A 10,934-nucleotide genomic window follows, 5' to 3' on the forward strand; every position below is an offset into this window, starting at 1 on the left:
CTACCGCCCATGGTCATCGAGGATGCCACCGACGCCGCGATCGTCGCGGGGCTGGAGCAGCTCTCACGCGATCCCGAGGACTCCGGCACGTTCGTCGTCCTGGAGGGCGACGCCACCCGCAACTACTACGTGCAGTTCTCGCCGGTGGGCGAGCAGCTGCTGTGCGAGGCGGTCTCGAACGCGTTCCTCGACCCGGCCGACCAGCTCGGCGAGCGACAGCACGCCACGCTCGCCGCCGTCGGCTGGCATGCCCCCGAAGAAGGCGGGAACTGGACGTGCTGGTTCGCCCCCGGCCCGGCGGGCTACGCCGCGATCATTGCGCTCGTGCACCGCACGTTCGCCGACGTCTGGGACGAGCCCCCCGAGGGCGCCCTCTTCGAGTACATGAGCGATCTGGACCAGGGCAACCAGTGGCTCACCGTGCAGCGGTTCGACGCGCCGTTCGACCGCTTCCGCGTGTCCGTCACGGCCACGCCCGAGCACTTCGACGTCGACGTCCTGGAGGGGGCGGAGTCGCGCGAGCAGCGGGGCGTGCCGTTTCGCGCCGCCCACGCGAAGCTCACGGACTGGGCGTTCGGTCCACGCTCACAGCAGTAGCGCGAGCCCGTAGCAAGCGGCACCGCCGAGAGCGGTGCCGAGCGCCATGCCGACCGTGCCCGCCCACTGCGGGAGGTCCTGGCGACGACGACGGGGAGAGGGGGAGATCGCGGCCACGGCGCGGGGGATACCCACGATCCGTAGCGTTCAGGCGCGATGGACATCGAACTGATCGGCGTCCCCTTCGACGGGTACGGGCGCCCCGGGAACCAGGCCCGCGCGGCCGCGGCGTTGCGCGCAGCCGGCCTGCAGGCGGCGCTCGGCGCACACGACGGCGGCGACGTCGAGCTGCCGCCCGGCGACCCGACCCGCGGGCCCCGCACCGGGCTGGTCAACGAGGGCGCGCTGCTGGTGATGGCCGAGCGGCTCGGGGAACGCCTGCGGGCGACGTCGCGGTTTCCGGTCGTCGTCGGCGGCGACTGCTCCGTCCTGCTGGGGATCATCCCCGCGCTCGCCCCGGTCGGGCTGCTGTGCGTGGACGGCCACGAGGACACGATGCCGCTCGACGTGTCCGAGGACGGCGAGGCCGCCAACACCGAGATCGGCCTGCTGCTGGGGCTGACCGGTCGGCTGCTGCCCGTCGAGCTGCGCGACCGCTTCGCCGTGCTCGACCGGAACGCGCTGGCGATGATCGGTCCGCGCGACGATCGCTGGCGGGCGCGCTTCAACGTCGGGTCGCTCGCCGGCCACGGGGTCTGGGCGCGCGCCCTGCCCGACATCACCGATGCCACGGGGGCCGAGGCCGTCGCTCACGTCGGCAGGCCGTGGTGGCTGCACGTGGACCTCGACGTGCTCGACCCGGCCGACTTCCCGGCACAGGGCGTCCCCGGCGACGACGGCACCTCCGGCGGCCTCACATGGGACCGCCTCACCGCGCTGCTCGCTGCTGCGGTCGGAGCCGGGGGCTGCGTGGGGATGAGCTTCGTGATCTACGACCCGGACCAGGACCCGACCGGCCTGGACGCCCGCCGGATCGTGCGGCTGATCGCCGACGTCATCGACTAGAGCGGAGCGGCCGCTGCGCCCTCGACGCTGCGCACATGCCGGCGCGCGTGGACGAGCGCGTCGGCGAGGGTCGGGAGCAAGTGGTTCTCGTGCGCCAGGCGGCCGATCACGCCGACGTGCTCGATCAACGGCTGGTGCTGGGGGCGGACCGACGTGAGCAGCACGGTGATGCCGCGGCGTTCGAGGTGGGCGATCAGGTCGCTGAGCGCCTGCGCCCCGGTGCTGTCGATGATGCGCAGGCGCCCGAGCCGCAGGATCACGACCTCTACGTCGCTCACGTCCGCGAGCTCGAGCAGGAAGCGCTCGGCGGCCCCGAAGAACAGCGCGCCGTCGAGGCGGTAGGCGACGATGTGCTCGTGGAGCAGCGCGTGCTCCAGCGCCGGGTCGACGTCGACGGACTCGATCGGCTCGCGTTCGAAGGACGTGCTGTCGGCGACCGCGATCAGCGCCAGCAGCGATGCGAGCCCGACGCCCACGCCGACGGCGAGCACGAGGTCGAACGCGACGGTGACGAACGCCGTGGCGACGACGAGCAGCGCGTCGCCTCGGGTCGAGCGGACCAGGTGGGCGATCGTGCCGAACTCGATCATCCGCACGGCCGTGACCATCAGGACGCCGGCCAGCGCGGCGAGCGGAATCCGCTCGAGCGTCGAGGCGAGCGCGACCATCGAGGCGGCCAGCACGACGCCGTGGATGACGGTCGCGGCGCGGGTGCGCGCTCCCGCCCGCACGTTGACGGCGGTCCGGGCGATCGCGCCGGTCGCCGGCATGCCACCGAAGAACGCGACCGACACGTTCGCCAGACCCTGGCCGAAGAGCTCGCGGTCCGGGTCGTGCGGGTCGCCGTCGGCCATGCCGTCGGCGACCTTCGCGGACAGCAGGCTCTCGATCGCGCCCAGCGCGGCCACGGCCAACGCGGCCGAGAGCAGCTTCGGCAGGTCGCCCGCCGCGAGCTCCGGCAGCTCGGGGAGGGGGAGCCCCGACGGGATCTCCCCGATCCGGGCGACCGAGAGGCCGGCGCCCTCGGCGACCAGGGTGGCGACGCCCACGGCGACGAGCGCGGCGGGCAGCGAGCGGTGGACGCGCGGGAGCACGCTCATCAGGCCCGCCACCAGCGCCGCGATCGCGAGCGCGTGCCATTGGGCGGGCGCCCAGTCGGCGATCGCGCGCACAGCAACCGTGGCCGTGTTCTCGCCGTCCGGCGTGGCGACGCCGAGCGCGGGCGGCACCTGCTGAAGGAAGATCAGCACGGCGATGCCGAGCGTGAAGCCCTCCACGACGGGCCAGGGGAGCACGCCGGCGTAGCGGCCGAGCCGGGCGGCGCCGGCCACGACCAGGATGAGCCCCGCCAGCAGCGCCACGACCACGACCCCGCCGGGGCCGACGGACGCGACCACCGGCACCAGCACGACGGTCATCGCCCCGGTCGGGCCGCTGACCTGCACGCGGGAGCCCCCGAACACGCCGGCCACGATCCCCGCGACGACCGCCGTGACCAGTCCCGCCTCGGCGCCCAGCCCCGAGGCGACGCCGAAGGCGAGCGCGAGCGGAAGCGCGACGACGGCGACGGTGACGCCGGCCAGCACCTCGCCGGCCCATCCGCGTCGGAGTCCCTCGTAGTCGGCTCGCCGTGGGAGCAGGGACCCGATCACGCGTTCAGCAGCTCGTCGCGCGTCGCGGTGGCCATGTCGACCAGCATCTGCCGTGACACGGCGAGCAGCTCAGCCATGCGCGCGTCCGTCAGCGCGTACAGGACGTGCGAGCCCTCACGCCGGGCATGGACGAGCCCGGCACGGCGCAGGACCCCGAGCTGCTGGGAGAGATGGGCCTGGCCGACGTCGATCGCCGCGAGCAGGTCCGAGACCGACTGCTCGTCCTCGCTCAGCAGCTCGAGCACGCGGATGCGGATCGGGTGGCCGATCGCCTTGAAGAACTCGGCCTTGAGCACCGGCACGTAAGGCATACCAACATCACTATATAACGAAAAACGCATACCACAACGCACGCTTGATAGAACCCGACGATGCCGAAGTCCCCGCTTCCCGAAGAGCTCCAGGCGCTGCTCTCCCAGCCGCATCCGGCCGTGATGGCGAGCCTCAAGCCCGACGGCTCGCCGCTCACGGTGGCCACCTGGTACCTGTTCGAGGACGGCCGGCTGCTCGTCAACCTCGACGACTCGCGGGCCCGGCTCAAGCACATCCGCGAGGACCCGCGCGTGTCGCTCACGGTCCTCGACAGCGACTGGTACCGGCACGTGAGCCTGCAGGGCCGGGTCGTCTCGCTCGAGCCCGACACGGACCTGGAGGACATCGACCGGCTCTCGACGCACTACCGCGGCGAGGCCTACCCGGTCCGCGACAAACCTCGCACGAGCGCCTGGATCGAGATCGACCGTTGGCACGGGTGGCATGTCTGAGCTACAGTCCGAAGCCGCGATGCCGCAGCTGCGTCTTTCCCTGCTTCTTCTTCTCCTCCCCCGCTAGGGGGATTACTGCGTGGGCGGCCGCTAGCCGCGAACTCACACCGAAGAAGAAGCGAGAAAGTCCAGAAAAGGAGCTGCGCCATGGACCCCAATCGGGTCATCATCTTTGACACCACGCTGCGCGACGGCGAGCAGTCGCCGGGGATCAGCCTCAACACGACCGAGAAGCTCGAGATCGCGCATCAACTCGCGCGCCTCGGCGTGGACGTGATCGAGGCTGGATTCCCGATCGCCTCGCCGGGAGACTTCCAGGCTGTACAGGCGATCGCGCGGGAGGTGCACGGCCCGGTCATCGCGGGCCTCGCGCGTGCCCACGCGGCCGACATCGAGCGCGCCGCCGAAGCCGTCAAGGACGCGGAGCGCCCGCGCGTGCACACGTTCATCAGCACGAGCGACATCCACATCCAGCACCAGCTGCAGTCCACGCGCGAGGACGTGCTGGGCCAGGCGCGCGCGGCCGTCGCGCACGCTCGCAGCCTCGTCGACGACGTCGAGTTCTCCCCGATGGACGCCACCCGCGCTGACGTCGACTTCACGGCCGAGGTGCTGCAGGCCGCGATCGAAGAGGGCGCGACCACGATCAACATCCCGGACACGGTCGGCTACGCGATGCCGATCGAGTACGCCGCGTTCCTCGCCGGCCTGTACGAGCGGGTCTCGGGCCTGAAGGACGTCGTGCTGTCCGTGCACTGCCACAACGACCTCGGCCTGGCCGTCGCCAATTCCTTCGCGGGGCTGCAGGCCGGCGCCCGCCAGGTGGAGTGCGCGATCAACGGCCTCGGCGAGCGCGCGGGCAACGCGTCGCTGGAGGAGATCGTGATGCTGCTCAAGACGCGCGAGGAGCACATCGGCTTCGAGACCGGCGTCAACACGCGGGAGATCGCGCGGACGAGCCGCCTGATCAGCCGCCTGACCGGCTACGGCGTGCAGCCCAACAAGGCGGTCGTGGGGCGCAACGCGTTCCAGCACGAGTCCGGCATCCACCAGGACGGCGTGCTCAAGGAGCGCTCGACCTACGAGATCATGTCCGCCGCGTCCGTCGGCTTCGACGACACGAACTCGATCGTGCTCGGCAAGCACTCCGGCCGCCACGCGCTGCAGTCGGCGCTGAGCGACCTGGGCTACGAGGTCACGGGCCAGACGCTCAACCAGGCGTTCAAGCGCTTCAAGGAGATCGCGGACAAGAAGAAGCAGGTCACCGCGATGGACCTCGAGGCGCTTGTCACCGACGAGCTCCGCACGGACGAGGGTGCCTACACGCTCGAGTGGTTCGACGTCGAGGCCTCCTCGCGCCGGCCGCCGCATGCGACCGTCGAGATCAAGACGCCCGCGGGGGAGACCGTCCGCGGCGACTTCACCGGCGACGGCCCGATCGACGCGATCTTCCGCGCCATCAACGCCGCCACCACGCGTGAGGTCAAGCTCCGCGACTTCCGCATCGACGCGATCACGTCCGGCCAGGACGCGCTCGGCGAGGCGAGCGTCGTGCTCGAGCTCTCAGGCCAGAACGCGTCCGGCCAGGGCGTCTCGACCGACATCATCGAGGCCGCCGCGCTCGCCTATGTGCGCGCGCTCAGCAACGTGGAGCGCAAGGTGCTGACGGCCGCCGAGTCGGCCGAGACCGACGAGCCGGTGCTCACCCAGACGCCGTAGCTACTCGCCGCGCCCGGCCGTGGCGCGCACGAGGGCGGCGATCGCCTCGTGCACGTCGGTCGGGCGCCCGACGTGGTAGCCCTGCACGAGGTCGACGCCGAGCTCGCGCAGCAGGTCCTCGGTCTCCTGGTCCTCGACGAACTCGGCGACGGTCTCCTTGCCGAGCCCGGCGGCCGTGTGGACGAGGCTCTCGAGGATCACGCGGTCGGCGGGCGTCGTCGTGCACTGGCGGACGAACGCGCCGTCGATCTTGAGGATGTCGAACGGGAGCTCCTTCAGGTACAGGAAGGAGCTGAAGCCGGCGCCGAAGTCGTCGAGCGCGAGCCGGCAGCCGATCGCCTTCAGGCCGGTCGCGAACGCCCGGGCCTGCTCGAAGTTCCCGACGGCGGTGGTCTCGGTGATCTCGAACACGAGCTTGCGCGGGTCGACGCCCGTGCGCTCGATCTCGGCGTGGATCTTCGCCAGCAGCAGCGGGTCGCCGAGCGAGCGGCCGGAGAGGTTCACGTGGAACGCGAGGTCGCGGTCCTGGTGCAGGCCGAGGATCGCGATCGCGTTGCGGGCGACCCAGAGGTCGATCTCGCCGATGAGCCCGAACTCCTCCGCGACGTGCAGGAACGCGCCGGGCGCGAGCACGCGGCCGTCCGGCTCGCGCATGCGCAGCAGCAGCTCGTGGTAGACGACCGCGCCGGTGCGCAGGTGGCGGATCGGCTGGGCGACGAGGAACAGGCGGCTCTCGGCCAGCGCGGAGCGGATCTGCGCCACCGCCAGCAGCCGGTCACGCGTGTGCGAGCGGGTGGAGGTCTCGTCGTAGACGGCGGAGCGCCCGCGGCCGGCGGCCTTGGCGTCGTACATCGCCAGGTCGGCGGCGACCAGGGCGTCGTCGGGCTCGGGCATGGTCGGTGAGAGCATCGCCACGCCGACGCTGACCGTGACGGTGTGGCAGCCGCTGTCGGACACGAACGGGGCCTCGTCGAACGCCTCCACCAGGCGCTGCGCCGTGGCCCGCGCCCCGGCCTCGTCGGCGCCGGAGAGCAGCAGCGCGAACTCGTCGCCGCCCATCCTGGCGACGGTGTCGCCGTCGCGCACGACATGGGCGATGCGGGCCGCGGCCTCGATCAGCACGTCGTCGCCGGCCTCGTGCCCGTGCAAGTCGTTGATGGCCTTGAAGTGGTCGAGGTCGAGCAGCACGACCGCGCCGCCGTGCTCCCGGCGCTCGGCGAGCACGCGCGTGAGCCCGCGACGGTTGAGCAGGCCCGTCAGCGAGTCGTGCTCGGCCTGATGGACGAGCTGAGCCTCGAAGCGGCGGCGCTCGTCGATGTCGACGGTCTGGATGAGCATGACCTGCTCGTCGCCGAGGAACGTGACGTGCTGCTCGGTCCAGCGGGCGCCACGGGTGGTGTGGACGCGGACCTCGGTGGCGATCGACTCGCCGGGGCGCGTCCGGGCTTCCAGGAAGGCGGCGATGAGCCGATCTCGGTCCTCCGCGAGCGCGGCGTCGTGGCCACGGAACGCGAGCAGCTCGGCCTCGGTCCGGCCGGTCAGGTCGCAGATCGCCTGGTTGACCTGCAGCACGGCGCCGGAGCGGTCGACCAGCGTCATCCCGACCGGCGCGGCCGCGAACACCTGGCGGAACCGGCGTTCGGCCCGGTCGCGCCGGCCTTCGAGCACGACGCGGCTGGTCCGCCACCAGCGGCCGAGGACGGCCAGCAGCGTCAGCAGCAGCCCGCCGAGCGCGGCCACCGGGCCGAGCCTGAGGCCGCTGGCGTCGGCCGTCTGGGTCTGCACCGCCCACGTGCGGCCGCCGAACGCGAACGAGGTGCTGGGCGAGGCCGGATCGACGTTGCCGGTGTCGAACGCCTCACGGCCGTCGATCTCCACGCGCACCGCGGCGCCCGGCGTGGCCATCTCGCGCACGGCGGCGCGTGCCTCGGCGATCGTGAACGAGCCGACCGCCAGGCCGATCGTGTTGGCGAGCGTGTGGCGCCCCGCGACGCGATAGACCGGCACGTAGACCACGAGGCCGGAGCGCGTGGTCTTGACGAAGTCGACGATCGGCGTGGACTGCGGCGTGCCGCTCAGGATCGCGCGCTGCATCGTCGCCCGCCGGGTCGGGTCGTTGAACGCGTCGTACCCGAGCGTGATCTTCCCGCCGAGCTGGTCGCGCGTCGTCGCGTACCGCACCGGGAACCCCGCGCCGGGGCCGGTCACCTCGGCGATCTTCCCGCGCACGAACGTGCGGACGGGCACGCCGACCTCGCGCTCGAACCCCGCGCGGCCGGCCGGCGTGACCTTCTGCAGCCAGTACAGGGCGTAGGAGCTGCGGGCCGCGATCATCGGCTGTGTGAAGGCGTGGAACTCGGCGGCCGAGACGTCGCTGCTGGCGACGTAGAGCCCGCGCACGTCGAGCAGGCGGTTCTCGAAGCCGGAGGTGAGGAGCTGCAGCGCGCCTACCGCCTGCGCGCGGGTCTCGTCGTCGCGCGCACGGTCCTCGCGGGCGTCGGCGTGGAAGGCGAGAACGGCCGCTACGCCGGTGATCGCGAGCCCGAGCAGACCGACAAGCAGCGCGGAGCGCCACCGGCGCCCGTCATCGAGTCTCCTCCTGAGCATGGTGCGGTGTCATCGGCCGGACACAACTGTGACTTGATGCTCAGGGATGACGGCTACGCGCCGACTTCTTGTTGGATCACGGCAGCGGCGCCGATTGCTCGATGCCGCCCCGCCGCCAGACAAGCCGGCCCCGGAAGCGCTGGAGCGTCTCCGGGTCCACGTCCGGCCCTTCGTCGAGCGCGACGCCTTCGACCTCGATCCGCCCGCCATTCGGGGTTCGGAAGCTGCACGCGACCCTTCCGGAAACGCCGAGCACGTAGAGCGTTGAGTTCCGGCACGCCTCGCGCTGCGCGCGGGTGTCGAGGTCGTAGACGGTGAGCCGGCCGTCGCCGCCTTGCGCCGCGCTGTTCCAGTCCGAGGCGACGAAGCGGCCCGACGCGATGTCCACCGACGTGATCCCGAAGCAGCCCGAGGCCGAGTAGCAGTTGGTGATCGACCGGCCGAGCTCGATCGGCGCCTCCTCACCGCGGCGCAGCGTGAGCACGTCGCGCCGGCTCACGTCGATGCGCACGTCGCCGTGCGTGAGGAGCGTCCCGAGCTCGGCCGCTTCGCTGTTCGTGTCGAGCCCGACGAACCGGAAGCGCCGGTTGCCCTCGCGGACGGCGATCACGCTGCCCTTGAACCTGAGGAACGCGTCTTCGTATCCGGTGCCGTAGTAGTAGCCCTCGATGCCGGTGTCGTTGAGCGAGGTCGAGGCCTCCGGGGCCTCATAGCCGAAGAACACCGCCGTGCCGCCGGCGCCGAGCACGATCTTCCCGATGCGCCAGACATCCACCCGCTCGCCGAACGGGCGGCGGGAGCGCAGGTCGTAGACGCGCAGCGACCGCCCGTCGCGCGTCTTGCGCTTGACCGCCACGAACCGGCCCTTGACGTAGACGCGCACGATCCGCTTCGCGGGGCCGAGCGCAAGCGACCGGCGGCCGCGGTGGCAGCCGCGCGCGACGCCGTCCTGGACGTACACGCGCGTCTGCGCGGTGCGCGCGAGCTCCTCGACGTGGGCGGGACCGCAGATCACGGCAGCGGGGCGGAGCGCTCGACGCCGTCGTTGGTCCAGTGGATGCGGTCTCCGCGCCGCTCGAGCGCGGCGAGCTTCAGGCCCTCGTCGAGCACGACGCCCTCGGACACGACCTGCAGCGTGTTCCGCACGACGACGACGCAGGCGACGCGACCGGCCTCGGTGAAGACGACGCTGACGACCCGCGGGCAAGGCTCGCGCTGCGTGCGGGTCTCGAGGTCGTGGACCGTGAACGCACGCGGCTGGCCGTAGGGGTCCGCGTTGACGTACCAGGTCGCGACGAAGCGGTCGGCCGCGAACCGGAGCGTCTGGATGCCCCCGCACCCGCTCGGCGACGAGCTACAGGAGCCCATGCCCTCCCCGAGCGCGACCGGCGGCTCGCTCCCGTGGCGCGCCGTCAACTGCTGCCCACGGACGTCGATCCGTATCTTGCCCTGGGTGAACAGGGTGCCGTTCGCCGCGGACGGGCTGTCGTCATCAAGCCCCTGCAGCGTGTGGACCCCGTCGACGAGCGTGCCGAGCACGTGGCCCTTGAGCCACAGGAAGCGCGGGTCGGCGCCGCGCGCGCCGTACTCGACGTGGTCGGTGCCGTACAGGCCGAGGCCGCCCGCGAGGCGCTGCCCGAGCCCGACGGCGAGACCCGTCGAGCTGAACCGGATCGCGTCGAACTGCTGGACGCGGAGCTTGACGCCGCGCGGGCGCCCTGACCGCAGGTCGTACACGCGCAGCGACTCGCCGTACGGCTCGCTCCGGCGGGCCGCCGCGAACCGCCCGCCCACATACACGTGCTGGACACGATCCGCGCGGCCCAGCGCGATCCGCCGCTTCGCGCTGCAGCCGTACGCCGTGCCGCGTTGGCTGTAGACGCGCACGTGCGCGGTCTCGGCGAGCGTCTCGGCCCCGGAGGGGCCGCAGGCGACCGCGACGGCGGCCAGCGCGGTGGCAAGCATGTCCGTTGGAACGGGTGGACTACTCAGGAGTTGCGCGGCGGCCCTGCGCGTACCCGACGGTGGCGACCGCTTCGGCGCGGCTGCCGTCCATCAGGTCCGGGCCGATCGCCTTCAGGCTCGCGTCGTCGGGGACGATCGTCGTGACCTCGGCGCCACGGGCGCGCAGCGCGGCTACCTCGCGCGTCGTGGCGAGCGCGGTCGCCGTGCGCAGCGGAGCGATGCTCGCGCCGGCGGTCGGGATCAGGACGAGCACGCGTGAGCCGCGGCCGGCGGGCACGGCGTCGAGGTTGATCAAGCTCCAGACGCCGCCATCGACGTACTCGCGTTCGCCGATCGCGACCGGCGAGAAGATCCACGGCACGGCGCAGGAGGCGAGCACGGCCTCGGCGACCGTCGCGCGCGGCGCTTCCGGCGCGCCGAACATCACCCGCTTGCCGTTGGCGCGGTCCACGGCGGAGATCCGCAGCTGTCCGTCGAAGCTCGCGCCGAGCGCCTCGATGTGCCGGCCGAGGCCGCCGAGCGTGCGCTGCGGGCGCGGGGCGCGGCGCAGGGCGGCGGCACGTCGTTCCTCGAGCTCAGCGGCCAGCGGTCGGAACATATCCGTAGCCTGCCAGCCGCGCGTCGG

General features: G+C 72.3%; 11 protein-coding genes. 4 read left to right on the forward strand and 7 right to left on the reverse strand.

Annotated features, from left to right (window positions below; all coding sequences use genetic code 11):
- Positions 1–9: 9 nt before the first annotated feature.
- A complete protein-coding gene (locus OJ997_RS11830; protein WP_270025303.1) occupies positions 10–597 on the forward strand; it encodes a TY-Chap domain-containing protein in 588 nt (195 codons plus the stop codon).
- Here the strand turns inward: OJ997_RS11830 and OJ997_RS11835 are convergent.
- Positions 586–714: a hypothetical protein gene (locus OJ997_RS11835; RefSeq protein WP_270025304.1), complete on the reverse strand. Its 129-nt coding sequence runs from the start codon at positions 712–714 to the stop codon at positions 586–588. The genes OJ997_RS11830 and OJ997_RS11835 overlap by 12 nt on opposite strands.
- Before the next feature lie 39 nt (positions 715–753).
- On the opposite strand from OJ997_RS11835, the gene OJ997_RS11840 reads away from it, so the two are divergent.
- Complete coding sequence (locus tag OJ997_RS11840; protein WP_270025305.1) at positions 754–1,602, forward strand: arginase family protein; 849 nt, start codon at positions 754–756, stop codon at positions 1,600–1,602.
- Here OJ997_RS11840 and OJ997_RS11845 read toward each other — a convergent pair.
- Together OJ997_RS11845 and OJ997_RS11850 are read right to left on the reverse strand one after the other, a co-directional pair.
- A complete protein-coding gene (locus tag OJ997_RS11845) occupies positions 1,599–3,254 on the reverse strand; it encodes a SulP family inorganic anion transporter (RefSeq protein WP_270025306.1) in 1,656 nt (551 codons plus the stop codon). The two genes, OJ997_RS11840 and OJ997_RS11845, sit on opposite strands and share 4 nt — an antisense overlap.
- On the reverse strand, positions 3,251–3,565 hold the full coding sequence (locus OJ997_RS11850) for an ArsR/SmtB family transcription factor (RefSeq protein ID WP_270025307.1): 315 nt from the start codon (positions 3,563–3,565) through the stop codon (positions 3,251–3,253). The genes OJ997_RS11845 and OJ997_RS11850 overlap by 4 nt, the downstream gene beginning before the upstream one ends.
- 60 nt (positions 3,566–3,625) lie before the next feature.
- Here OJ997_RS11850 and OJ997_RS11855 point away from each other — a divergent pair, with 60 nt between their 5' ends.
- Both OJ997_RS11855 and OJ997_RS11860 read left to right on the forward strand, forming a co-directional pair.
- The gene (locus tag OJ997_RS11855) at positions 3,626–4,018 is read left to right on the forward strand and encodes a PPOX class F420-dependent oxidoreductase (protein WP_270025308.1); all 393 of its coding nucleotides are present in this window, start codon (positions 3,626–3,628) and stop codon (positions 4,016–4,018) included.
- Positions 4,019–4,165: 147 nt separating this feature from the next.
- Entirely contained in the window at positions 4,166–5,737 is a 1,572-nt protein-coding gene (locus OJ997_RS11860; protein ID WP_270025309.1) for a 2-isopropylmalate synthase, read from the forward strand.
- On the opposite strand, the gene OJ997_RS11865 is transcribed toward OJ997_RS11860, so the two are convergent.
- The 4 genes from OJ997_RS11865 to OJ997_RS11880 all read right to left on the reverse strand — a co-directional run bounded on the left by OJ997_RS11865 (position 5,738) and on the right by OJ997_RS11880 (position 10,907).
- Positions 5,738–8,344, reverse strand: coding sequence for a bifunctional diguanylate cyclase/phosphodiesterase (locus OJ997_RS11865; protein ID WP_270025310.1), 2,607 nt, complete (start codon positions 8,342–8,344; stop codon positions 5,738–5,740). It lies immediately after the preceding gene.
- Positions 8,345–8,420: 76 nt separating this feature from the next.
- Positions 8,421–9,359, reverse strand: coding sequence for a hypothetical protein (locus OJ997_RS11870; RefSeq protein WP_270025311.1), 939 nt, complete (start codon positions 9,357–9,359; stop codon positions 8,421–8,423).
- Positions 9,356–10,309: a hypothetical protein gene (locus OJ997_RS11875; protein ID WP_270025312.1), complete on the reverse strand. Its 954-nt coding sequence runs from the start codon at positions 10,307–10,309 to the stop codon at positions 9,356–9,358. Before OJ997_RS11875 ends, OJ997_RS11870 begins: the two co-directional genes overlap by 4 nt.
- Positions 10,310–10,328: 19 nt before the next feature.
- Positions 10,329–10,907 carry a patatin-like phospholipase family protein gene (locus OJ997_RS11880; RefSeq protein ID WP_270025313.1) on the reverse strand — a complete coding sequence of 193 codons (579 nt, stop codon included), beginning with the start codon at positions 10,905–10,907 and terminating at the stop codon, positions 10,329–10,331.
- Between the last annotated feature and the right edge of the window lie 27 nt (positions 10,908–10,934).

This window comes from Solirubrobacter phytolaccae, assembly GCF_027587195.1.
Taxonomy (GTDB): Bacteria; Actinomycetota; Thermoleophilia; order Solirubrobacterales; family Solirubrobacteraceae; genus Solirubrobacter; species Solirubrobacter phytolaccae.

Excerpts from the sequence above, each read along its gene's own strand:
- OJ997_RS11860 (WP_270025309.1), top strand. The coding sequence starts at position 4,166 with ATGGACCCCAATCGGGTCATCATCTTTGACACCACGCTGCGCGACGGC.
- OJ997_RS11840 (WP_270025305.1), top strand. The coding sequence starts at position 754 with ATGGACATCGAACTGATCGGCGTCCCCTTCGACGGGTACGGGCGCCCC.
- OJ997_RS11880 (WP_270025313.1), bottom strand. The coding sequence starts at position 10,907 with ATGTTCCGACCGCTGGCCGCTGAGCTCGAGGAACGACGTGCCGCCGCC.
- OJ997_RS11830 (WP_270025303.1), top strand. The coding sequence starts at position 10 with ATGGTCATCGAGGATGCCACCGACGCCGCGATCGTCGCGGGGCTGGAG.
- OJ997_RS11855 (WP_270025308.1), top strand. The coding sequence starts at position 3,626 with ATGCCGAAGTCCCCGCTTCCCGAAGAGCTCCAGGCGCTGCTCTCCCAG.
- OJ997_RS11850 (WP_270025307.1), bottom strand. The coding sequence starts at position 3,565 with ATGCCTTACGTGCCGGTGCTCAAGGCCGAGTTCTTCAAGGCGATCGGC.
- OJ997_RS11875 (WP_270025312.1), bottom strand. The coding sequence starts at position 10,309 with ATGCTTGCCACCGCGCTGGCCGCCGTCGCGGTCGCCTGCGGCCCCTCC.
- OJ997_RS11865 (WP_270025310.1), bottom strand. The coding sequence starts at position 8,344 with ATGCTCAGGAGGAGACTCGATGACGGGCGCCGGTGGCGCTCCGCGCTG.